Annotated in this window: 20 protein-coding genes; 18 read left to right on the forward strand and 2 right to left on the reverse strand. The window is 44.0% G+C overall.

Annotated features, from left to right (window positions below; translation table 11 throughout):
* Positions 1-52: 52 nt before the first annotated feature.
* The 3 genes from icd (at position 53) to BLS15_RS14815 (ending at position 2,918) form a co-directional block, all read left to right on the forward strand.
* On the forward strand, positions 53-1,351 hold the full coding sequence (gene icd, locus BLS15_RS14805; RefSeq protein WP_021252158.1) for an NADP-dependent isocitrate dehydrogenase: 1,299 nt from the start codon (positions 53-55) through the stop codon (positions 1,349-1,351).
* A gap of 14 nt (positions 1,352-1,365) precedes the next feature.
* Positions 1,366-2,316: a malate dehydrogenase gene (gene mdh / locus BLS15_RS14810; protein ID WP_021258996.1), complete on the forward strand. Its 951-nt coding sequence runs from the start codon at positions 1,366-1,368 to the stop codon at positions 2,314-2,316.
* Between the two features lie 158 nt (positions 2,317-2,474).
* Positions 2,475-2,918, forward strand: a complete 444-nt coding sequence (locus BLS15_RS14815) for a hypothetical protein (protein ID WP_090512260.1) — start codon at positions 2,475-2,477, stop codon at positions 2,916-2,918.
* 76 nt (positions 2,919-2,994) lie between these two features.
* Here the strand turns inward: BLS15_RS14815 and ytvI are convergent, their stop codons facing one another.
* A complete protein-coding gene (ytvI, locus tag BLS15_RS14820) occupies positions 2,995-4,143 on the reverse strand; it encodes a sporulation integral membrane protein YtvI (protein WP_090512265.1) in 1,149 nt (382 codons plus the stop codon).
* A 108-nt stretch (positions 4,144-4,251) separates the two neighbouring features.
* A complete protein-coding gene (yfbR, locus tag BLS15_RS14825; RefSeq protein WP_021252154.1) occupies positions 4,252-4,881 on the reverse strand; it encodes a 5'-deoxynucleotidase in 630 nt (209 codons plus the stop codon).
* A 242-nt stretch (positions 4,882-5,123) separates the two neighbouring features.
* Between yfbR and BLS15_RS14830 the strand changes: the two genes are divergently transcribed.
* The 15 genes from BLS15_RS14830 to BLS15_RS14900 all read left to right on the forward strand — a co-directional run bounded on the left by BLS15_RS14830 (position 5,124) and on the right by BLS15_RS14900 (position 25,343).
* On the forward strand, positions 5,124-6,674 hold the full coding sequence (locus tag BLS15_RS14830) for a fumarate hydratase (protein WP_021252153.1): 1,551 nt from the start codon (positions 5,124-5,126) through the stop codon (positions 6,672-6,674).
* Complete coding sequence (locus BLS15_RS14835) at positions 6,674-7,669, forward strand: bile acid:sodium symporter family protein (protein ID WP_021252152.1); 996 nt, start codon at positions 6,674-6,676, stop codon at positions 7,667-7,669. Before BLS15_RS14830 ends, BLS15_RS14835 begins: the two co-directional genes overlap by 1 nt.
* Positions 7,670-7,729: 60 nt before the next feature.
* Positions 7,730-9,550: a two-component system histidine kinase PnpS gene (gene pnpS / locus BLS15_RS14840; RefSeq protein WP_021252151.1), complete on the forward strand. Its 1,821-nt coding sequence runs from the start codon at positions 7,730-7,732 to the stop codon at positions 9,548-9,550.
* A gap of 149 nt (positions 9,551-9,699) precedes the next feature.
* Positions 9,700-10,434, forward strand: coding sequence for a response regulator transcription factor (locus BLS15_RS14845; protein ID WP_021252150.1), 735 nt, complete (start codon positions 9,700-9,702; stop codon positions 10,432-10,434).
* 183 nt (positions 10,435-10,617) lie between these two features.
* Positions 10,618-11,535 carry a PadR family transcriptional regulator gene (locus BLS15_RS14850; RefSeq protein WP_021252149.1) on the forward strand — a complete coding sequence of 306 codons (918 nt, stop codon included), beginning with the start codon at positions 10,618-10,620 and terminating at the stop codon, positions 11,533-11,535.
* 665 nt (positions 11,536-12,200) lie between these two features.
* The gene (locus BLS15_RS14855) at positions 12,201-13,907 is read left to right on the forward strand and encodes a hypothetical protein (protein ID WP_021252148.1); all 1,707 of its coding nucleotides are present in this window, start codon (positions 12,201-12,203) and stop codon (positions 13,905-13,907) included.
* Positions 13,908-14,000: 93 nt separating this feature from the next.
* On the forward strand, positions 14,001-19,385 hold the full coding sequence (locus BLS15_RS14860; RefSeq protein WP_139170668.1) for a polymorphic toxin-type HINT domain-containing protein: 5,385 nt from the start codon (positions 14,001-14,003) through the stop codon (positions 19,383-19,385).
* Between the two features lie 67 nt (positions 19,386-19,452).
* On the forward strand, positions 19,453-20,097 hold the full coding sequence (locus BLS15_RS14865) for a DUF3885 domain-containing protein (RefSeq protein ID WP_021252146.1): 645 nt from the start codon (positions 19,453-19,455) through the stop codon (positions 20,095-20,097).
* A gap of 201 nt (positions 20,098-20,298) precedes the next feature.
* Complete coding sequence (locus BLS15_RS14870) at positions 20,299-20,583, forward strand: hypothetical protein (protein WP_021252145.1); 285 nt, start codon at positions 20,299-20,301, stop codon at positions 20,581-20,583.
* A 237-nt stretch (positions 20,584-20,820) separates the two neighbouring features.
* Positions 20,821-21,891: a polymorphic toxin-type HINT domain-containing protein gene (locus tag BLS15_RS14875; RefSeq protein WP_139170669.1), complete on the forward strand. Its 1,071-nt coding sequence runs from the start codon at positions 20,821-20,823 to the stop codon at positions 21,889-21,891.
* 12 nt (positions 21,892-21,903) lie between these two features.
* Positions 21,904-22,461, forward strand: a complete 558-nt coding sequence (locus BLS15_RS14880) for a hypothetical protein (RefSeq protein WP_028533804.1) — start codon at positions 21,904-21,906, stop codon at positions 22,459-22,461.
* A gap of 233 nt (positions 22,462-22,694) precedes the next feature.
* Positions 22,695-23,348 (forward strand): RHS repeat domain-containing protein, encoded by a 654-nt coding sequence (locus BLS15_RS14885; RefSeq protein WP_021252142.1) that lies wholly within the window; start codon positions 22,695-22,697, stop codon positions 23,346-23,348.
* A 126-nt stretch (positions 23,349-23,474) separates the two neighbouring features.
* Positions 23,475-23,966, forward strand: a complete 492-nt coding sequence (locus BLS15_RS14890) for a hypothetical protein (protein WP_021252141.1) — start codon at positions 23,475-23,477, stop codon at positions 23,964-23,966.
* Between the two features lie 46 nt (positions 23,967-24,012).
* Complete coding sequence (locus tag BLS15_RS14895) at positions 24,013-24,942, forward strand: polymorphic toxin-type HINT domain-containing protein (RefSeq protein ID WP_021252140.1); 930 nt, start codon at positions 24,013-24,015, stop codon at positions 24,940-24,942.
* A gap of 20 nt (positions 24,943-24,962) precedes the next feature.
* Positions 24,963-25,343, forward strand: coding sequence for an Imm8 family immunity protein (locus BLS15_RS14900; RefSeq protein ID WP_021252139.1), 381 nt, complete (start codon positions 24,963-24,965; stop codon positions 25,341-25,343).
* Positions 25,344-25,363: the final 20 nt, after the last annotated feature.

The following is a 25,363-nucleotide window of genomic DNA, read 5'->3' on the forward strand; positions in this document are numbered from 1 at the left end:
AGTAGCTCCCGTTAGCTGTTTGTGTGACAATGAAATTGAAGGAGGAACATCTGTGATTCAATTGGACAAATTTGCACCACCAACCGAAGGCGAGAAAATTAAGATTGAGGATGGCAAGCTTCAAGTTCCTGTTCATCCAATTATCCCGTTCATTGAAGGGGATGGCACAGGTCGTGATATTTGGCGCGCATCCAAGCGTGTATTGGATGCAGCTGTTGAGAAGGCATACAACGGCGAACGCAAACTTGCATGGTATGAAGTATTCGCTGGCGAGAAGGCATTCAATGAATACGGTGAATGGCTGCCGAATGATACGCTGGAAGCCATTCGCGAGTACATTGTAGCGATTAAAGGTCCATTGACGACGCCAATCGGCGGCGGCATTCGCTCTCTGAACGTTGCACTTCGCCAAGAGCTTGATCTGTACGTGTGCTTGCGTCCAGTACGTTATTTCGATGGTGTTCCTTCTCCTGTTAAGCATCCTGAGCTGGTTGATATGGTTATTTTCCGTGAGAATACGGAAGACATTTACGCTGGCATCGAGTATGCTTCCGGATCGGAAGACGTGAAGAAAGTGATTCAATTCCTCCAAGAAGAAATGGGAGTGAAGAAGATCCGCTTCCCTGAGACATCAGGTATCGGCATTAAGCCTGTATCCTCCGATGGCTCCAAGCGTCTTGTCCGTGCTGCGATCGAATATGCGATCAAGCATAACCGCAAGAGCGTGACGATCGTACACAAGGGGAACATTATGAAGTTCACCGAGGGTGCGTTCAAGAACTGGGGCTATGAAGTGGCGGAACAAGAATTCGCAGAGCACACATTCACTTGGGGACAATATGACCGTATCAAAGAGGCTGAAGGCACGGAAGCGGCTAACAAGGCGCAAGCAGAAGCTGAAGCGGCTGGCAAGGTCATCATTAAGGATGCAATTGCAGATATCGCATTGCAGCAAGTATTGACTCGTCCGAAGGAATTCGATGTCATCGCGACATTGAACTTGAACGGCGACTATTTGTCTGATGCATTGGCTGCTCAAGTTGGCGGCATCGGCATCGCACCTGGAGCGAACATCAACTATGTGACAGGACATGCGATCTTCGAAGCAACGCACGGAACTGCTCCGAAATATGCAGATAAAGACGTAGTAAACCCAGGTTCTGTTATTCTGTCTGGTGTTATGATGCTTGAGCATCTTGGCTGGCAGGAAGCTGCAGACCTCATCTATAAAGGCATGGCAAACGCCATTAACAGCAAGACTGTCACTTATGATTTCGCGCGTCTGATGGAAAACGCGACAGAAGTAAAATGCTCGGAGTTTGCTGACCACATCATCAATCATTTGAACTAGGAGGTCGAATCCGAATGGCTATTCGACGCAACAAGATCACAGTCGTTGGTGCTGGTTTCACTGGAGCGACAACTGCTCTTATGTTGGCTCAGAAAGAACTTGGAGATGTTGTATTAGTAGATATTCCTCAGTTGGAGAATCCGACGAAGGGCAAGGCGCTTGATATGTTGGAGGCTGGCCCGGTTCAAGGCTTTGACAGCCGAATTACAGGAACATCGAACTATGAAGACACGCAAGATTCCGATATCGTCATCATTACAGCAGGGATAGCTCGCAAGCCTGGTATGAGCCGTGATGATTTGGTGACTACGAACGCGAGCATTGTGAAGTCGGTATGTGAGAATGTGAAAGCTTATTGCCCGAATGCCTACGTGATTATTTTGAGTAATCCGGTAGATGCAATGACATTTGCTGCTTTTGAAGCACTTGGATTCCCTAAAAATCGCGTAATCGGCCAATCCGGCGTTCTGGATACCGCTCGCTACTGCACATTCATTGCAGCAGAGTTGAACGTATCCGTTGAAGATGTGCGCGGCGTCGTGCTTGGAGGACATGGGGATGATATGGTGCCGCTCGTTCGTTATACGAGCGCAGGCGGAGTACCGATTGAGAGCCTCATTCCACAAGAACGCATTGCGGAAATCGTACAGCGTACACGTGTAGGCGGCGGTGAGATTGTCAATTTGCTTGGCAACGGAAGTGCTTACTACGCACCAGCTGCTTCCATCGTGCAAATGGCAGAAGCCATTTTGAAAGACAAAAAACGGATTCTCCCGGTCATCGCATACCTCGAAGGTGAATACGGTTATGACGCGTTATTTATGGGCGTACTGGCTGTACTCGGTGGAGATGGTATAGAGAAAGTGATCGAGATCGAACTGACGCCAGAAGAGAAGGCTGCACTGGATAAGTCGGCCGAATCCGTCCGCAACGTTATTCAAGTGGTCGCTGGAGAACGTGTATAATGCAATGATTCCATTATTTATGAACATTGTGACAAATCTCATAGAAATATCAAGAAAGACATCGAATATTTCGGTGTCTTTCTTTGTGTTAGTAAGTAAATTTTAGTATAATGGAACGAAGATTGAACCATATCATGTCTATGGAGGGAATGTATTTCATGTACAGTGCCTTTAGTCTTTTGCACATTTTAGGTGCAGTAGCAATGGGGTTCTATGCCATTGTTCCATTTATCGTAGGGAAATTAAACAAGCTGTCTACAGCAGGACAAGAGGGGCTGCTCGTGGGCGTGGGAACGGCGAATCGTCTGGGACAGTATTTCTTAATCGTTCAGTTCATTACAGGCGGTTATCTCATGAGCCAAGCGAAGTACAGTGTGCTCTGGATGGTATTGACAACGGTTGTCTTCCTAGCGATTGCTGCATTTAGTGGCATCATGGGCAAGCAAATTAAGCTTGCGGTGCAGTCCGCAAAAAACGGTAAAGCGGATGCAGCAGCTACAGGCAAGGTTCGCACTTTCAGTACGCTTATCTTCGTATTGTTCATCGTCATCGTGCTTCTGATGGTTTATAGCTATAAGTTCATTACGGTAACGGCAGGATAATAGAATCGCCCGGTCAGACTTACGTCTAGCCGGGCGATTTTTTTGAATGTCGCTATGGTTGGTCTAAGATTCTAAACTAATCGATGAGTGATACAGCCTGATCGTCTTCTTTACTGAAAAAGGAGCCGGTCATAATATAGCGCCATACATCCCGGAACACATGAGCTTTCTGCAACGCAGTAAGCACGACGAGGGCGAGGATACCAATAATGATGCCGGGTACGCCAAACAGCTTCAAACCACCATAAAGAAAAATGAGAAGCAGAAGCGGATTCAGTCCAATGCTGTCCCCGTATACTTTCGGTTCAAAGGCGTGCCGAGTAACGAGAATAATAGGCCACATAATGAGCAGTCCTGTTCCTAAAAATACATTTCCTTCAACATAGGCGAATACAGCCCATGGCACAACGATAGCAGGGATGCCGACTAATGGGATCAGGTCTACAATGCCGCCAATAAGGGCGATGGTGAATGCATATTCTACTCCGAGTACAAGCAAGCCAAGAAAGAAGACAAATGCGGTAATACTGGAGAGAATAATATGGCCCTTAATATATCCGAACACGGCGTTCTGCAAATCACTTGTCACGACGCCAAGAGAGCGGCGTACCCGTTCAGGAATGAGTGTGGTGCTTTTGGATGAAATCGTATTCCACTGTTTGCTGATTAAGAATGTAGCTACCAAGACAATGACTGTGATGACCGCAAGCTTAGGCAGGAATAAGACGGTAGCTTTCAAGAAATGAAACAAGTAGGTGACAATTAACGTGCCTCCGCTAGCAATCGTTCCTGTGTATTTTGACAGCGATGATTTCAAATCTGCAAAGTTGAATGTATCATTCATGTCGGTGAGAAAATGCTGGAACTCCGCAGAATAGAAATAAGCTTCAGCCTGTATTCTCCATTCCACAATCTGATTCTGTACGATCCCCATAATATGCCATGATTCGGAAATGATCTTCGTCGTGAATAGGTACAGAATTCCTGCGATGATGGCTGCGAAGAGCAGTAGGGCCGTCATCACGGCGAATCCACGGCGGAACTTCCAACGCTTCTCCAAAAAACGAACGATTGGATTCATCATGTAAGCAAGCAGCCAGGCAATCAGAAACGGGCAAATGATCGAAAAACCGAAATAGAATACCGCTGTAAACGAAGCAATGATCAGTAGCACCCATGTTGCTCGGAAGATGCGGTGAACGAGAGTAGGATTAAAAATAGGCATTCATGACTTCCTTTCTATGAAATCAATCTGTGGTGTTGGTATTTCCATTATTGTAACAAACACATGAATTCATACTCGACTTCACATATGTGTCTATGACATCAGCTCTTAGGTATGCTCTTCTTCATCCGATAGAGATATTTCATCCAAAGTCATGTTGAAGCTCGGAGCGAGCGTAGTCAGGAAATATTGTACCTCTGGCATATTCAGCTGCTTCAGCTTCTGTTCCGTCTGGCGCTTGGCGACTTCGAACTCGCGATTGCCTGCAGCTAGCTCACTGATGCATTTAACGTAGGCATCCAGTAGATCGGCTGCCTTCACATAACTCCGCAACTCATGATCTCCTTGGGGATCTATGAGGGGCGTGTAGATGCTTTGCAGTTCGGGAGGAATCATGCCGACCAAGCGTTCGGCGGCCAACTGTTCAATTTCACGGAAATTGTTCAGCAGTCGGCTGTTGTGGTGCTTGACAGGAGTAGGAATGTCGCCTGTAAATACTTCGGTAGCATCATGAAATAAGGCCAATGCTACAGCTTGCCCGGTGTCTACTTGTTTATGGAACACCTCATTAGCAATCGTGCACAGCATATGGGTAGTCATGGCAACATGGAAGGTATGCTCCGCAACATTCTCTTTGTCTGTATTTCGCATTAGACTCCAGCGTTCGATATGCTTGAGCCGGTACATATAGGCGAGAAAATGATGGGGTTTGGTTGTTGAATTCTCAGTTGTACTCATAGGTTCCTTCCTTTCAGGGGGTTATCTAGACGCTCTACAATTGCAGCAATCAGTTGACTGCGGATTGTCGCAGGAGATAGGCGTGGAAAATGCTTCGATTAGGTGCACGCCTTGTGATATTATAATAGCATTGGAACTCATTTGACGAAATTGTAACAATGACTACTTCCCGTTGCTTCCGAGATCTGCATCAAGGACACTCATTTCCCGGGATGATTAGAGATGAGAGGAGCAAGTTCATGATGACATCATTTTTGCAGAGTGTGTACGATTTAATTGTAGAAACGTCTACAAATTTGCCAGGGGATGTAAGGCGCGCGATACAAGAGGCACAGGCACAAGAGGATGCTGCAACGCGTTCCGGCTTGTCCTTGAGCACAATCGCTCGGAATATCACCATGGCTGAGAAAAATGTGTCGCCGATATGTCAGGACACAGGCATGCCAACCTTCATTGTACATACACCCATTGGAGCGAATCAAATCCAAATGAAGAAAGACATTCGCGAAGCGATTAGCCGCGCAACGAAAGAGGGCAAGCTTCGTACGAATTCAGTTGATTCCTTAACAGGAGCGAACAGCGGAGATAACTTAGGACCGGGCACGCCAGTCATCCACTTCGAGCAATGGGAACGTGAAGATATTGAAGTGAAGCTGATTCTCAAGGGTGGCGGATGTGAGAATAAGAACATTCAATACAGCCTCCCTGCGGAATTGGAAGGGCTCGGCAAGGCAGGCCGTGATCTGGACGGCATTCGCAAGTGTATCCTGCATGCTGTCTATCAAGCTCAAGGGCAGGGCTGCAGTGCAGGCTTCATCGGTGTTGGCATCGGTGGCGACCGAACGACTGGATACGAGCTTGCAAAGCATCAACTGTTCCGCAAGGCAGATGATGTGAATCCTCATTCTGATTTGGCACAGCTGGAACAATATATTATGGAGAAAGCTAACGAACTCGGGATTGGAACGATGGGCTTCGGCGGTGAAGTCACCCTGCTCGGATGTAAAATTGGCGTGATGAACCGTCTTCCAGCAAGCTTCTTCGTATCTGTTGCGTACAACTGCTGGGCATTCCGTCGTCAGGGCGTGATTATCGACAGCGATTCGGGAGCTATCCGCGAATGGATATATGAGCGCGGAACAGAGGTAGCTATGGCAGCTTCACAGAAATCAGAGAACTCTGGACAAGTCGCAGCTGCCTCTGAGCAAGGAGAGAGTCGTCAAGTCGTGCTGACAACTCCAATTACGGAGGAAGCGATTCGTTCCTTGCGTGTGGGCGATGTTGTCATTATAAATGGGGAGATGCACACTGGCCGTGACGCCCTTCATAAGTACTTGATGGATCATGATGCTCCGGTTGATTTGAATGGGGCAGTTATCTACCACTGCGGTCCTGTCATGCTGAAGGATGAGGAAGGCTGGCATGTCAAGGCTGCTGGTCCGACGACGAGTATTCGCGAAGAGCCTTACCAAGGTGATATTATGAAGAAATTCGGCATCCGTGCTGTTATCGGCAAAGGCGGGATGGGAGCGAAGACTCTGGCTGCCTTGCAGGAGCATGGCGGGGTGTACTTGAATGCAATTGGTGGTGCTGCGCAATATTATGCAGAGTGCATCAAGCGTGTAAATGGCGTTGACTATATGGAATTTGGTATTCCAGAAGCGATGTGGCATTTGGACGTAGAAGGATTTGCAGCAATCGTTACAATGGATTCCCATGGGAACAGCTTGCATGCAGATGTGGATCGGAGTTCGCTTGAGAAGCTGTCTCAGTTCAAGGCTCCGGTATTCTAATGAATCGACAAATAAAGTTCGATCGTAATGTCGGTCTGATCGTTAACGATTGGTTCGAACGGTATATGTACTTGCTTATCCCCAGCTGCTTGGTGCTGGGGGTTCTTTGTAGTGAGCCGTTGCTTCCGTTCGTGCCCTACGTTCCGTGGATGTTCGGACTTGTTACTTTCGTTATGGGGCTAGGTTGTGGACGCCGTGATGTGATGGGAGCCTTTCAGCAGCCGGTTCTATTCGCGGCCGTATTCATTCTGACGCATATCATCTCACCGATCGCAGCCTATGGGATAGGCACGCTTCTGTTCGGTGGAGGATCATCTTATACGGCTGGACTCGTTCTGTTCACGATTATCCCGTTAGGGATATCTTCTGTGCTGTGGGTGGAGATGGCGAGAGAATCTGTCCCTCTGATGTTGGCTCTAGTGGTCATGGACTCACTGCTTAGCCCCATCGTTGTTCCCGCATCGCTGTCTGCGATGTTCGGGGCTACCATTGCATTCGATGTATGGGCAATGCTGCTTGATTTGCTGTGGATTATTGTGGTTCCAACCGCAGCAGGCATTTGCATATATGAATGGTCAGGAGGCAAGGCCAAGGCATCGGCTGCGCCCGTGCTTCTGCCTGCATCGAAGGCTGCATTTGTTGGTGTTGTACTCTTGAATGCAGCAGCGATTGGCCCCTATGTGCGGGCATGGGGGAGTGAGGCAATAGGGCTGTTCTTCGTCGTGCTGCTGCTCGTTGCCGTCTGTTATGCACTAGGCTGGGGATTGAGCTTTATGTTCAAGCGCAGCGGCACTGCGATGCAGGGGACATTGGGCTTCGCTTCAGGGATGCGCAATATCTCTCTTGGTCTAGTGCTAGCGATGAGGTACTTCGGGCCGGAAACAGCCGTTGCTGTTGTACTCGCCATATTAATTCAGCAGCCAGCTGCCACCGTGTATCACGCGATTTTACAAAAGATTAATAAACTTTCTGCTGGTCAAACGGAAAAGGGATAAGTAGGATTAATACGTAGACAGTAACAACAATGAATTGAAGCAGAGAGAAGGAGTAGAACCATGTCACGTTTTCGCACAAGGTTGACCTTTGTGTTTGTCTTGCTTATCGGTATTTCAGTGCTAACAGCGGGCATTTATATGGCATCTACATTCAAGACGAGTCATATTCGGCAGCTTGAGCAAAATATGTCCCGGGAAATTATGCTCATCGAACAGACCTTGGTCTGGAAGCAGGGAAACCGCTTCGAAGAGCTTGCCAGCTACTACACAGACTGGGCTCGCAAGCTTCATGATAGTGCTGACGCAAGGGTTACGTTCATACTGAAGGATGGAACCGTTGTCGGAGATTCTGATCGTCCAGTAGCTGAGTTGGATAATCACTTGAACAGAGAGGAGATCGCTGCTGCGAAGAAGGATGGACTAGGCTCCAAAATTCGCTATAGCGATACCCTTCGGCAAAATATGCTGTATGTTGCTAGTCCTGTTCATACTCCAGACTTCGATGGCTACGTACGCTTAGCGATGAGTCTGGCAGATGTAGAGAGCAGTGTACGAGAGTTGTGGGCTTATCTGTCGATTGGGCTCGCTTTATTGTTCCTTGTCGCAGCTATTGTCAGCTATCGAATAGCGTATAACATGACACGGCCAATTGAGAATATGACCCGCGTCGCGATGCGTATCGCGCAGATGGACTATCGGGCACGAACTCAATCTGTCGGGAAAGATGAGATCGGGCAGCTGGGCTCTGCGATTAATGCGATGGCTGATAGTCTGCAGGTTCAAATGTCGGAAATTCGCGAGAAGGAAAGCCGCCTTCAGGCAGTGCTTGAACATATGATTAATGGCATTGTTATGATTGATGCTCAGGGCCAAGTTGGTCTGTTGAATCGCAAGGCAGAGCATATATTTGGCATTAAGAGCACCGAGTGGATCGGACGTACCTTCGAGGATGTTCGAGCGCCACATGAGATGCAGCAAATGACTGCAGAGGTGCTGGAACGCAAAGTAGCGAGTCATGATGAAATTACACTGTATTATCCAGAAGAACGTCTGCTTGATGTGAGTGTAGTACCCGTTTACTTCACAGATAATGAATGGGCAGGTGTACTGCTTGTCATGCAGGATGTATCTACAATTCGGCGTCTTGAACGAATGAGAAGTGAATTCGTGGCCAATGTGTCCCATGAATTGAAGACACCGATTGCTGCGGTGAAGGGATTCGCGGAGACCTTAATGAATGGCGCGATGAATGACCCAGAGATAGCAACGTCGTTCCTGCAGATCATCCATGATGAGAGTGAGCGGTTGAATCGCCTAATCGGCGATATATTGGAGCTGTCTAAGATAGAGTCGAAGCGGGTGCCGCTGCAATATTCCCCGGTTCAGGTCGATCTGTTCTTGGAGAAGACGGTGGAGATGCTCCAGAAGGAAGCTGACAAGAAGCGAATAGATGTTCTTCTGAGTACAGAACAAGATATGTATGTAGAGGCTGACGAGGATCGCTTCCGTCAGATTGTACTGAATCTCTTGTCGAATGCGATTAATTACACGCCAGAAGGCGGTCACGTAAAAATTGTAGCAATGCCGATTGAACATAGCGAGAACGGGGAAGCAGAGTGGATTCGTCTGACTATATCCGATACTGGCATCGGTATTCCGAAGAAGGATTTGCCGCGCATATTTGAACGGTTCTATCGTGTTGATAAGGCACGGTCTCGCAGTTCCGGAGGAACTGGCCTAGGCTTGTCCATCGTGAAGCATCTCGTTGATGCTCATCATGGATTAATTCGCGTAGACAGTGAACTTGGGGTGGGTACGACGTTCACGATCGAGTTGCCAGTCGTGCAAGATATTCAGATGCTATCGAATAGTGTAAAGTAGGCCACGCGATGAGATCGGCTGCCTTTCATTAATTTTCAACATTTTCAAAAAATGCTTGGTCAACATCACATGATATATGTTACGATAATGTTGAGAAACGATGAAGAAAGACGATTACGTATAATCGATTCGACTTTCGGAGGAAGATTATGTCAGAGATTAAAGTATTGGTAGTTGAAGATGAACCGACACTGGCGCGACTGCTGTCCTACAACCTGACTTTGGAAGGGTATGAGACAACGGTTGTCGATCATGGGACTCAGGGCTTGCAGATGGCGCTCCATCGCAAATTTGATCTTATCGTTCTAGATATTATGCTTCCGGGAATGAACGGTTTCGAAATATTGTCGCGAGTAAGACAGGCAGGGATTCGTACCCCAGTGATTGTTCTAACTGCTCGAAATGCGGAGGAAGAGGTCGTACAAGGTCTGAAGTGTGGTGCTGATGACTATATTACGAAGCCTTTCGGTGTTGCAGAGCTGTTGGCAAGAGTGGGAGCGGTGCTAAGACGGACATCGAGTGACGGAACCGGATTGACATTGTCCGAAGAGTCTGATGACAAGATGATTGCACTTGGCGATCTGCGGATTTATCCAGAGAAGTATGAGGTTACGCTTCATAATGATCTCATTCCACTGCGGCCTAAGGAATTTGAAGTATTGTTATATTTAGTACAGCGCCCTGGAACCGTAGTAACAAGAGATGACCTGATGAACGCCGTATGGGGGTTTGACTATATTGGCGGACAGCGGACAGTAGATGTGCATGTCAGCTCTCTTCGCAAGAAGCTGGAGATGAATCAACAATCTGTGCAGATTGATTCGATTCGTGGCGTGGGCTATAAGCTTGTCGTTCATAAGAAGCAGGGTGTGCTTCCATCTTAGGTTGCATGAAAATTAGAATATGGAATTTTTAATATAGTAGGGCTGTCCCGTCACATCCGATGTGATTATGGGGCAGCCCTATTTTTTCTTTTGTTGATCTAATCAACCATCCAGTATTTACATTATCAATAATATAGATTATTATTAACCTATGTTATAAGTAACCTAATGAGGTGTTTTTCGATGTCGATCAAATATGCCATTCTGGGGCTTCTGAGCTGGAAGCCAGCTTCCGGATATGAATTGAAGAAGATTTTTGAGGACTCATCAGCGATGTATTGGTCCGGCAATAACAATCAAATCTATAAGTCGCTTGTTCAGCTATTGGATGATGGCCTAGTCACTAACGAAATCAAGCATCAGGAAAGTTCTCCATCCAAAAAAATTTACAGCATTACAGATGAGGGAATGCTCCGATTAAAAGAATGGGTGCTTGAGGAACCTGAACTTCCCGAGCTTAAGAATACATTCCTTATCCAATTGGCATGGGCAGACCAACTAGACGACGAGGAATTAGATGATCTGCTTGATCGGTATGAGGACAGGATCAACATGCAGCTCGTCTATCAGCAAGAAAAAATGAATCGTGGACTCCAAGAGCCGAATCGAAATGAGCGGGAAGCCTTTTTGTGGAATAAAATTTCTGAGAATCTATTGTCCAGCTACCTCAATGAACTGAAATGGGTGCAGGGAATTCGCATGGAGTTTAAGACAAGAAAACAAATGAAGGAGAGAATGACTATGAACTATAAACTCGTCGAAAACGAAACGAAGGCATATTTCGAATTGATTGCAAGCGACACGCAGTTAAGTACGGAGCAGGATGCTGTGGATTTGATTGCCTTGTGCAAGGAACATGATGTTGAGCTGCTTCTGGTACACGGGGAAGCTCTTGCGGGGGAGTTCTTCAGTCTTAGAACGGGCGTAGCGGGAAGAATGATTCAAAAGTTTACGAACTACCATGTGAAGACGGCTGTCATCATTCCCGATCCATCGTTGAATAGAGGCCGCTTTAAGGAAATGGTGGGAGAATCCAATCGCAGCAATCATTTCGGGGTCTTTGAAACGCGGGAAGATGCGGAGAGCTGGCTTATTCAGTAACGGTTAATCGACGGTTAGGGAATGTAGGAGATACGAATATGTATTTCCCAGAATGGCGGGTATGTAAGTCGCAATTTTGACGAGGCCTTGCTGTATACGATAACTGATATTGTACGGCATGATGAAGCTACGCCTCAAGAGCAGGATGTTCGAAGGCTGTTTTCTTGTAGTGGATCACTACATAGGAGACAGCTTTTTTATATTGAACGAAGTCTAAGTGCAGATGAGAAGAGATTCCTTTAGGGGAAATTTAGGTTGAAATTGGTGAGCCGTGGTTTGATGATTCGGACTTGGAACCGGAGATCGGGTTAAGTGAGCCGCATGCAAGAGATGATGGAATCCGAACATGCGGAGCATCGCCTGCAAGCAGCGGAGATTGTACTTCGTCATGCGAAGAAGCGCAGATTCCGGCTGTCTTCCTAAATAAATTGCCAAAAAAGATTTACTCTAACCAGTAAGTCTTTTTTTATTCGGGGCAGATAAATATTCACTCAAAATTTCACGAAGAAAAAGTTTCCCCAAAATTTAAAATAGTAAAATCAAGGAAAAATAGGATATTATTATTGTAAGTCCTAGAATAATGAAGGGGGGGGAGAACGGTTGTTTGAAAGTGAGGGACGGTCATATATTTTAGAAAGGAATGTCGAAACATGAGGTGTGCAATTATGTTCGTAGTACTGTCATTATTGACGTTTTCCGTAACTAGCGTAAGTGCTCATCAAGCGGAATATCGTTATGACAAGAATGGGAATCTATCGGTGATCACGCAAGGTGATACAGAAATCGCCTATCAGGCAGATAACAATGGAAATCTGACAAGTAAAAGTTTAAGAGAGAGGACATATAAGGATAAGCTGGAAAACGGAGATTTTCATGAAGTAAACAATGGTGGCAAAGCGGTAGGCTGGTCATATATGACGGATGACAAGGCTGCATCGAGCTTTAACATCCAAAAAATAGGATCAAGAAATCATCAACAGATTCAAGCGAGTAATATTCCAGTAGGAGATTTCATTGGAATCAAGCAGGCACTGTGGATTACGAAGGAATCCAGCCGTGGGTTTGATCTGAAAGCTTCCTTAAAGATTGAACATCTACAGAATGCAGAGGTTGTGATGATGGTCGATTTTGTAGATAACACAGGAAAGGTTATCGGTAATGCGAGACAAAAAAGCACGCTGCAGAGAGATTTCTTCTTCACGATGAGCCTCAGAGAGAGTATTCCCCAAAAAGCAGAAAGAGCGATTGTGCAAATCGCGATCCATTCAACTGGCAATAATGCGGCTGGCACGATAGTAATTAAGGGAGTCGATGTCTCCTATGGTTTAGATTATTATTTTAATTTGCTCATGAATCATGATTTTCAGGGCAGAGAAATTCAAGTCGCGGAGGGAACAATTCCAGATTATTGGGAAATCTCAGGGGATAATGGTTCTGCTAAGTTTAACTTGATGACTACTAGTGACTATAAGAAAAGGCAGGTCATCTCTTATAATTCTAACGGCACTAGTAAAGAATCATACCTGATACAGCATCTATTAATTGATGATTCGAGAAATTATCAATTGAGAGGGATATTTAATCGACTTGGCAATGTAAATACTCATTTTCAAATTTTGTTTTTTAATGAGAAGGGGACATTGCTAGGAACGAATTATACAACATCAGATAGTATAACTGACCAGACTGCATCACTAAGAGGGAATATTCCAAAAGGTGCAGTCTATGCAACTGTGTACGTGGGAGCGCGTTACAGTGGAGTAAGCAATGTCAACATCAACATCAACAATGTTTACATTGCTCAGGTTTCAATTGAGTATAGTACTGAACCGCAGGCATTATGGAACTCGTTATTTACGTTGTTTGATCAAAAAAGCGATATCGCACAAGGCTGGGCAAAAAGAAGTAGTGGAGCGGGTGTAGGAGCTATTTATGGGAAGAGTAGTGGTGATGGAGGCCAAAACATATCCGTACCATTTGGAATATGGGGGAATCTTTCGGCTGAAATTTACCAAGACATTTCACTGGAGCCGAGTTCTGAGAAAGGGAAATTCGCCTTATACGGCGAGATTTCGATTCTAAGCAGCAGTAATGCAAAATTGGAAGTTGAGGTTGGGCCTCCTAAGAGAATCGGTAGTTTTCCCCAAAAAACGTATAAAGAGACTTATATATTAGGCAATGGTAGACAAGTGATTACTATACGAGGAGATATTGCACCAAATACTAGAGAAATATCGGTTTCTGTCCGTTTATTGCCGATAGTTCGCAACAAAGCGTGGGCAGAAAACGTCATAATTCATAATTTGAGATTTAACCCGAACTACAACCCTTCAGGGCCGGTAGAAATGTTTCTTCCAGAAGAGATGGAATGAATGAAGTGAGTTTAGACGAGCATACATCAGATGAAGGCTTTTTCAACCGATGTCTAATTGATGTGCAAGGAAAGATAATTGATAGGAGAGATTATGTTGAAAAGATGGCTATCACTTATTCTCGCATGTGTACTATTGATTACAAGCGTGCCTTTCGCTTCTGCAGAAGAAGCTATTGCATCTAAGAAATCGGTGAAAGAAATCTATCCATCGGTAACCTCCAGTGTATATGGTCCGCACGCAACGTTCACGGATTTTAATCCAGACAAGCTTATTACGATTACCTCCCTAACCGAAACCTTTGGCGTAACGAGGGATTGGATAACGGAGGAGCTGTTCAAGGGCTACGAGCTTCATCAAATCTATCAAGGTCTAAAAGCCAAGCAGCAGGGAAGAGACTATGAGCAATTCATGAACAGCACTTATTTGAAGCCTGCTCCAGATCCGTTAATTGAGCATCAGGAAAAAATGAAAAGTGTATCGGAGGCTGTGTATCAAGCCAGCGTAACGGAGCAGGTCTACGGGAAAGGGAAACCGTCGGTGACGGATCAAGTGTATGGATTATGGGAGAAGCGCTCGTTAGCCTTCCTTGGGAATAATCTATACGATGAGAAAGCGCTCCGCAATCGTCCAATCCGGTTGGATCAAGCGCCTTACTCCGTCGGATCCTTTAGCGACCATATCTCGCCTGTCGACGGCTCCTTGCGAGTGGAAGTAACGGATATGGTAATGCCTGGACCGAACGGCATGGATTTCGCGCTGCGGAGAATTTATGACAGTTCCCTGGCGAAAGATGATATCTATGTGAGCGGATATGAAAGTAACGGAACACAGGCAACCTGGGAAGAAGAGATTTTTCATCTCGGTAAGGGATGGATTTGGGATATGTCGTATATAAAGTGGGTTAACAATTCTCGCTATATCTATATATCGGGCGTCGGTACATATGGGCTGGACGATGATTTGGTAGGATATCCGCTCGGTGATTTGGTCTTTATGGACTCGGATAAAGTATTGCAGTCCGATGAGCGAGCCGCCTATGAGCTCCTCAATAAGACGACGGGAGTCAGTCAATATTTTAGCTATAGGGGCAATCTCATCTTCATCGAAGACACAGATGGAAACTATATTCAATTCTCATATAAGGATGAGCCGGACATAGGATGGGTTTTGTATCAGGTAAAAAGTTCAACCAGGGATTATCAAGGCAAGAATGAAATGAATATTTCCTACAACAATGACAACACGATTACCATCCAAAGCGGAGATCGAAGGGTGATCTATAAGAAAGAAAGAGTAGGAAAAATAAAAAATGACACGCTCTCCCGAGAGCAAGATATTTTAACGGAAGTGATCGATCCGGAGGGCCGCTCGACGAAGTATGATTATGGCGTATGGAATAGGCTGCAATTCAATTTGGTCAGATCTTATAAAGGTCTCCCAAAAAATTCGAACGACCGCAAAATATTTTGGGGAGAGAACGAGATGATCGCGCTTGGCGTCATCGAACACCCGACCAAGGCCATTACGGAATTCGGATTTGATGGCGCAATTGAACGAACGATTGGGGACTTTGCAGTAGAGAACGTAGTGCGTTATAAATCTCGCCGTCATTATTATAGCTCGTCCACCTATACGCAAAAAAATGAAATGACTCTTAGATATACAATGGATCATAGTAACGACAAAGATAGAACGGGGATTGGAGATGGAGGAAAGTACATCGAGCAGGATTTCAGGTTTTCTGTGGATGTGTACGATAAATTCAAAACGACGACCTATACGTACGAAAAACAATTCGTTGCGTATGATGCGCCTTCGGCAATCTATAACACGAGAACGGAAGTTCGTGATGAACAGACGAATAACCGTCAGGTGTTCCAGTACGGGTATGACAGATTCCGAAGAAATCCGAATCCGATCCAGATTGAAGAGACGTATTATCAAGGGGGATATGCATCTTCGCCTCGGGTAACAAAACGAGAGTATGATTACTGGGGACAATTGACCTCGGAAACGAATCCGCTCGGCAAAACAAGCCGTTATGAGTACAAAGATGTAGTAGAGAATAAGCTGTTCCGCATGAAGAGTAGTAGTGTGCCGATGGATCAGGGAATGACGCTGCGCTCTGAATATGAATACGATCGATATCGCGGGGGATTGAAGCAGGCCGTTTCCAAAAATGACAGAGGCGAAATTGTCCAACAATTGAACTATGAGTATGACTATGCTGGCAACCCGATTAAGATTCGGATTAAGGAAGACAGCGGAGAAACGATTTTTTACCAAGACTTCAGTCACGATTTCAAGCGTTTCTTCTTAAGCAGGCAAACTATAGGCGTCAAGAATGTTGACGGAAGCAATGAAGTAATAGAAACCCGCATGGATTATACACCCGAGACGGGGCTCCCGACGAAGTTTACGGATGGCAATGGCAAGAGCATCTCCTATACGTATGACAAGCTGGGACGGATTACAGCCGAAATCAATCCTGACGGAACGAAAATGACCGTCGTATATGATGATCAGAACAATAAGATGTTCATTACCGATCCGAATGGGCTGCAAATCGAGAAGCATTTCGATCCGCTCGGCAATCTGATTGCTGAAACGAATGGGCGAGGCATGGCCCAGCACACGTATGACGAGAATGGCCGGCTGATTCGTAAAGGGGACTTTAACGGATCCCAGATTCAATACGAGTATGACGCATGGGATCGGATTATCAAGGAAATAGTTGGAAAAAGTACGAATCGAACTGTCTATAACGATGTGGCTAATACGAAGACAACCATCGATGGGTCAAATAACAGCATACGTGAAACATACGACATCATGGGCAGAGTCATCAAGAAGGAAGAAATCAAGCCTTCTGGCCAAGAAGTCTTGTTAGCTCGCTATGAATACGACTATGTGGGGAACGTCAAGGTAGCCTACGATGGAAACAACAATGTAACGAAATACGAGTATGATGTACTAGGACGCTTGATCGCCGTTACGGATGCTGAAGGGAAAACGACACGGTATCGGTATAATCTGTCGGGCGATATGGTCGAAATTAAGTATGCGGACGGAAATACGGTTGAGAAGCAGCATGACGGCATCGGTCGCCTGCTGAAGCAAACCGATTCGAACAAGCAAAGCAAACGCTTCTATTATGACGGCAACGGCAATGTAATCAAAAGCATCGACCGGAAAGGACAGATTCAAGAGTTCGTATACAATAGCCGGGGCTTCCTAACGGACATCGTTGCGTCGGACGAGAGAATTTCGTTTAACTATGACGCAACAGGAAAACGGACGACAATGACGGATCAGACAGGGACAACGAGCTACGCGTACTATCCTTCAGGCGAACTGGCATCCATCACGTATCCGGATAAGACGGTGTTGACATTTGATTATGAGAATCGGGGACTGCGCAAGGAGCAAGCCATCACGTCGGGCGCCTACCGCTTGGCAAGCCAAACGGAGAGGATTATCCTAGTTCCTGCTCCAAGAAGCTTGAAAGTAGTGGACGGAGCCGGAGGAGCGCTGGCTCAATTCGACTATTCGTATGATGATTCCTATCGGATCGCCAATCTGAAGTCAATGAATGGGCTGAATGAAGTCTATACCTATGATGGAATAAACAGGACGGGTATCCAGCAGAAGCAAGGCGAGTCGTCATTTGCGAATTACGGCTATACCTATGATAACAACCGCAACATTGTAGCGAAGAATGATAATGGAGCAGGTTATCAATTTAGCTACGATCCGCTGAACCGAATCAAGACATCAAGTCAGTTCAATGAGGCATATTCGTATGACCAGCGGGATAACCGCAGCACCCTGCAAAGCGATCAGGTACCGAACATCAAGGGAGCCAGCTACGTGTACGACAGCCGCAACCGTCTGACCCAAGTAACGACGGAAGACGGCAAAGCCGTCAGCTACCGCTACAACGGCGACAACCTGATGGTAGAACGCACCGAAGGCGGCGTCACGACCCGTTACTACTACGATGATCGGGCGAAGATAGTAGCAGAAGGAAGAGTAGAAGGAAACGGCAGCGTCACGATTACAGCATCGTATGTCCATGACGATTACGGCAAGCTGCTGGCTCGTCAGGTTCCAGGACAAGGTATGCAATACTATGTATCCAACGGACACGGCGACATTACGGAAATCCGGGATGCACAAGGCAATGTCCTGAACCGCTATACGTACGATATCTGGGGCAATCCATTGGTTCAGGAGGAGCGAGTCCCGAACATTTTCCGCTACTCGGGCGAATACTGGGATGCGACAACGAATCTGCAATATTTGCGCGCAAGATGGTATGATCCAAGTATAGGGCGGTTTATTAATGAGGATACGTATGAAGGGGAACTGGGTAACCCGCTGACGCTGAATTTGTATACGTATGTACAGAACAATCCGCTGAAATATATCGATCCTAGTGGGAACAGATATATACCTTCAGATATGAATTCTATTCTCGCAGCGACTATGAAGATAACTTCTACCGAAAGTAGAGCATATTCATACGCTTATAACTTGTTAAGTCAAGAGTTTGCAGATGTGTATGATAATAATCGTTTTAATTATTTGTTTGGTTTATTAACGCAAACAAGTGCATACAAGAATAGTGCAGGAAATGCGGACTGGGCAAGAGCGGAGTTAGCCAAGGATTACAGTAAATGGCATCAGGAAATCTCCTTTGCGGAAGCTTTGGCTTCATTGGGGCCGATAATCGGGGGCATAGGAAAAGCTAGAGAAGTTGGTGGAAAGGGAAGAGCGATTGGCGGGTGTAACTGCTTCACAGCGGGTACCAAGGTTCTAACAGACGATGGGGAGAAATCGATTGAGGAAATCGAGGTAGGGGATAAGGTTCTCTCGAAGGGTGAACAGACTGGAGAGATGGCTTACAAGGAAGTCGAATGGCTCTTCCAACGTGTGGTAAAGGAAACGTATAATATTACTGTTGGGAGCGAAGTCTTAACGACAACCGATGAACATCCGTTTTGGATAGTTAATAAGGGTTGGGTAGAAGCACAGAATCTTGGAGTGGGCGATGTTCTGATTACTTCGGATGGCAAGAAATTAGCCGTTGAGAAAATTGAAGTCAAGAAAGAACAGAAGGTTGTCTACAACTTCAAGGTAAAGGACTTCCATACGTACTTTGTATCCAACCTTGGCATTTGGACACATAATGCTTGTAGTACACCTAATACAACTACGAAGTGGGATATAAAAACAAATTCTAAAGCAAAAGTTAGCTACAAATTCCACGGAGATACAATAACAGCTTACCAAGATAACACTAAGAAGGGCTATTGGTGGGCAAAAGATACTACCGGGCATGGCGGTTCAGCTTTTAAGGTGTTTGTAAGGAAAGGAAATGAACTACACTGGGTTACTGATGCAGATGAGTACGGGAATTTCATAACAGGGAAACACAAGAGTACAACGGGTACAGTCATAAAGTTGAAATAAACATAGTATAAAATGCCGTAAAGGGAACATCAATTTCCCTTTACGGCTATATGATGGGGATGATTTTATGGAACATGATCAATATTTAGATAATTTTTTGTTGCATTACTTTGACGGAATTCATCTGAAAAAGCCTTTGTTTTATAGTGCATCATTTGCCATTAGATTTGAAATGGGGGGGGATATTGATACGCCTAAAGAAAGAGTGGAGCAGGTGAAACAGAGAGCAATTGCTTTATTTGACAGATTAACTGAACATGATAACGATATTTGCTTTGTGATATTTGTAGATAAATGGAGTGATGAATCAATCAATGACATTGAGAGTGATGTCTTTAAAGTATTCAATACTTATATCAATAAGTTTGATTTTGGACATGTTTTTAAACAAGAGAAGGAGTATCGCTACAGAGATTCCGATGAAACTGATGATATAGTAACTATGAGATATTATATCAATGTGAAATCTCAAGATTTGAAAGTTGATAGTTTGATAGAGGCAATTGCAAATCGAACACTTGGTTTAGAACCTAGTATTGATGGTGACATATATTTAATAAATGACACGCACAAAACAATCTTTCATCTTTATGATGATAGAGGTTTGGACATTGTAGCAGAAAACAAGGAAACTCTAAGAACTGTTTACCAGCAGTATAGTCATTGGATATTGGACTATGACCGAAATAAAATCAATGAATTATTTTCATGAAGACCTTGGGGGCAACAATCCTCAAGGTTTTTCTTTGTTTACCTATACCCATTGCCGAATGAATTGAGCGGCACGTTCCGAAAGAACTTAACCCTCATCATCCCCGTATGATATTTTCCTGACAAGACGGTGCGTACAATTGAGATCAACAATTATATCCTAAATCACTATATACTTTTACGATATTCAGGTCGATTTCAATTGTTACTCGAGGTTTATTGTCTTTATGGAATCGAGGATGACAAAGAATATGGTGACATTCCTCCGTTTTGTAAATCGGGTGCGGAACAGCCTGGCTACTGCTGCATGGAAAATAGTTGTCCTTTTGTAGCCTACACAGATGCACCGTTTGAGATTGCATATGCTGGTGAATCAGGTGGGGTGCCTAACGCTGATTCTTGGATTGGCTTTGGCGGAGACATGGAACCTGATGATGCGGATGAGGGAAGAATCACTGATCTAAAAAAGTTATGGGAAGACATATGAAAACAGAAGGTCCAAGAAGCCTATAAAGAGTATATGAGAAAAAGTGGAATAGAAAAATAAACATTTGACCTTGAGGATGTATTACAGATTCTTCAAGGTCTTTCTATTTCCCATCCGTGAAAAATAAATCGAGTGGAAAGTCTAGAAAGAATCTAACTCTCATCACCGCATTTTTAAGTTAAATACCTTACCTCGCTTTATGATGATTTTTCCGAAATAAATTGAAACTGTAATCCGTTGAAATTTATCGATCCTAGTGGGAATAGATATATACCGTCAGAGATGAATTCCATTCTCAAAGCGACAGCGAAGATAACTTCAACCGAAAGTAGAGCATATTCATACGCTTATAACTTGTTAAGTCGAGAGTATGCAGATGTATATGATGATAATCGTTTTAATTATTTGTTTGGTTTATTAACGCAAACAAGTGCATACAAGAATAGTGCAGGAAATGCGGACTGGGCAAGAGCGGAATTAGCCAAGGATTACAGTAAATGGCATCAGGAAATCTCTTTTGCGGAAGCTTTGGCTTCATTGGGGCCAATAATCGGAGGCATAAGAAAAGGTAAAGAAGTTGGTGGAAAGGTAAGAGCGATTGGCGGATGTAACTGCTTCACAGCGGGAACCAAGGTTCTAACAGACGATGGAGAGAAAAATATCGAAGACATTGAGGTCGGAGATAAGGTTCTCGCCAAGGATGAGAATAACCCTGATGGAGAATTGGCTTATAAAGAAGTAACGGGGTTATACCGCAACCAACGTGATGATATAATTAAGTTGAACGTTGGGGAGCAGATCATCGAGACGACAGACAACCATCCATTTTGGGTAGAAGAAAAAGGGTGGGTCTTCGCAGATGAACTCCAAGTAGGTGATAAGCTCCAAAAATCTGACGGAAGCAATCTGATAATTGATAAGGTTGAGTTTGTTAATCTGGATGAACCAGTCACGGTTTACAACTTTACAGTTGCTAACTTCCATACGTATTATGTCACGGATTTGGGTATTTGGGTTCATAATACCAATTGTTATAATGATTATAACAAAATACTAAAAGGTGATAATTCGACATATAAGATACTAAAAGAAGAAACAAATTGGATGAAAGACCAAGGTATGGTTTCTAAGGGGACGATAAACGGCAGAAAAACTTGGTATGACGGGAAGTATTATTATCAGTGGGATAGTAAGAAAGGTGCTCTAGAAAAATGGGACAACAAGAAAAAAAACCACTTAGGTGAGTTTAATGCTGTGACTGGAGAACAATCAGGTAAAGCGGTGAAGAGAAGAGAATGGGGAAAATAAGGAGGTATTATATTGTCCCATGGAATGAGGTTTGTCGAAGAACATCGTCAAATTAATAAAGTTTTAGAAAAATTATATTCGAAGAGGGAACTAGACCAATGGTATGTAGACACAAGCCGAAAGAAACTTGAACTTCCTAGAGAAATATATGATATCGTCCAAGTTTCCGAAGTGAAAGTGCAAGATGGATTTTGTCCTTCTGCACATGTGTACTTGAAACTAAAAGATAGGCTCGGAGAAGGAGGATTTGTTTTACTGCAAGAAATTCAGTTAACAATTTCCAAACTAGTGCCTGTATACGAGTACTTGCTTTTCCATGAGGTGAAGCATAATGCTCTAGTTGGCAATTTAGGGTTAGTTGGTCCTGCAAATACGTTTGAGCTAATCGAAGCAGAAGTGCAAGTTAATAAAATACTTCAACAACATGGTTACATTCAATTAAGTCATGAATATGATTTGTATGATACTGTTTACGAGTGGGGGCAATTAGAAGGAATTGACCCCGTAAACCGGAGATTGACTCTAAAGGATGCAGCATTTGTTGATATATTGGAATTATGTAATGATTAGTGAAGAGGCCTTGAGGGAAGAAAACCTCAAGGTCTTTCTCTTACCCCACATAGTGCGGATTGAATCAGGTGGCATGTTTCGAAAGAAACGAGATGCTAAAAGTAATCTACACCAAAGACTCTAAGGGAAATATTAAAGTAATTGAAGTGATAACAACCCATGATGTTTATTAATCAAATGAAATAGAGATGGTTCGATGAAAATGAGAATCCAATTCGGATACGCCTACGACGGTGTATACGACCAAAATCGAAACGCAAGCGATAGGGGCGACTCAAAAAAGAATCACAGAATATGAGTACGATAGATCCCGAGGCCGCGCAGTTCCGACAAGAATTAAAGAAAGCAGCTACGATGGCGGCCGATGGTCACCAGATCGTTACACCCATCGAACCTATAATAGATGGGGATTTATTACTGCCGAGACAAATCCTCTAGGTGTAACAAATAACTTTCAATATGATTTTGTTTCAGAAAAGAAGGTTGCTTTGCTTAGTAGTACACAACCGTCAGCGAATAATGAATCCTTGCATTCTTCCTACCAATACAATTTTGCTAACGGTGAATTTATGCAGCTTATTATGAAAAATAACCATGGAGCTTTACTACAGCAAATAAACTATGCTTATGATGCTGTAGGGAACCCCATTACGATTCATATTAAGGGAGATCAAAGAGATACAGTCGTTCAGCAAGAATTCCATCCACGATTTAAATCATCCTATCTAAATAAACAGTCTGTTCAGGTGGCGAACGTAGATGGGGCGGTTTCGACCATTGAACAGCATCTAGAATATGAACCCTACCTAGGACTCGTAATAAAATCCATTGACGGCAACGGAAATGAGACCCATTACACGTATGATAAGCTTGGACGCGTGACATAGCGGCTCTACATCCAGAGTATACATGCCTGATGGTTCTACAGTGAATGCAACAAGAATTTGGGTAAGAAATAATGGTTCAGGTACATTTCATGGTTATCCTGCACCATAGAAAAAAGGAGACTGCCTATGGATTTTAGAATTCAAGCAGGATGTCCCAGATTTACTGGGGAGTTTGATGAAGATATATCTTCCTTGTCTGATGCTCTTGAGATTGTGTTTCCTCTTTGGACAGAAGATGTAATAATTATGTGGAAGAACATTTGTATTCCAATAGGGTACAAATACGACATGAGCCTGATGATAAATGACATCTTAGACATTCTTGAAAACCTTAGGACGAAAGTTTCTGGTGAGATAAGGGTTCACTGGCCATCAAATTCATTTGCATGTAAGTGGGATTTAACGTGGGATTCAAGTAATCTGGTAATTCGTTCGGAGTGGGAAAATGTTGTAGGGAAGACCGAGAATTTACTCAATCAAAGCGGTCATATTGTAACTACAAAAGAATTTTTTCAGTCAGAATGGAAAAGAGTACTTAAAAATATTATTGATGGTATGGCGAATTCCGGATTCAATGCAGTTTCAGTTCCTGAAATGGTACGATTAATCCGAAAGTAGAGCATATTCATACGCTTATAACTTGTTAAGTCAAGAGTTTGCAGATGTGTATGATAATAATCGTTTTAATTATTTGTTTGGTTTATTGACTCAAACCAGTGCTTATAAGAATAGTGCAGGGAATGCGGACTGGGCAAGAGCGGAGTTAGCCAAGGATTACAGTAAATGGCATCAGGAAATCTCCTTTTCGGAAGCTTTGGCTTCATTGGGACCAATAATCGGGGGCATAGGAAAAGCTAGAGAAGTTGGTGGAAAGGTTAGAGCGGTTGGCGGATGTAACTGCTTCACAGCGGGAACCAAGGTTCTAACAGACGATGGAGAGAAAAATATCGAAGACATTGCGGTCGGAGATAAGGTTCTCGCCAAGGATGAGAATAACCCTGATGGAGAGTTGGCTTATAAGGAAGTAACGGGGTTATACCGCAACCAACGTGATGATATAATTAAGCTGAACGTTGGGGAGCAGATCATCGAGACGACAGACAACCATCCATTTTGGGTAGAAGAAAAAGGGTGGGTCTTCGCCGATGAACTCCAAGTAGGCGATAAGCTCCAAAAATCTGACGGAAGCAACCTGACGATTGATACGGTAGAGTTTGTTAAACTTGTAGAACCAGTTACGGTTTATAACTTTAGTGTTGCTAACTTCCATACGTATTATGTCACGGATTTGGGTATTTGGGTTCATAATACAGAGTGTAACTTAAGCCCTAAAACTCTCGCTACTATGGGTAAAACAAACACAGGAAACGCAGGTCTAGAAGTTGGCTATATAACAAAAAGTACAGCACAAACAGCAGCTACTGAATTTGTAGGAAAAGGTTATACAAAAGGTACTGCTAGTAACGGATATACAACTTATGTAAGCTCCGATGGCAGATATGTAGCAAGGTATGGTTTTAAGAAAAATGGAGGACTTGAGTTGAATTTAGAGGATACTCAGACGGGTGGCAATTTTCATATCAAGGTCAAATGACAAAAAGGTGGAGATATTAGTTGGTTGTTCCCGTACTCAAAGGTATTGATTTCATTGAAATTAAAGATGGTTTGAAAGGCTCTAAATTAAGAGGTACAGCTTATATTGCTGAAGAAGATGATGTCGGTTCTGATTGTTTTCATTTTCAAGTGTTAACACCTGAGTATGTGATAAAAAGTCTTAATGAAAATAAGATGCTAAATTGTAGAGCAACATTCATTGTTCAAAACTTTGAGCTAGAATTGTTAGAAACAGAAATAAAAGAAATGCTCAAAGATTGTATTCGACCTACTTGGGAAGAAGCCGCAAAAGCTATCAATCGTCATTTGAACTGGGAGTATGACAATATCCAGTTCTATACGGAAAAAGATATATTATCAAAGCTAGACGAAAATAAGTAATAGGTTACACCCTTGGGGAA

The organism is Paenibacillus sp. cl6col, from assembly GCF_900102125.1.
In the GTDB taxonomy this organism is placed as follows: domain Bacteria; phylum Bacillota; class Bacilli; order Paenibacillales; family Paenibacillaceae; genus Paenibacillus_B; species Paenibacillus_B suaedae.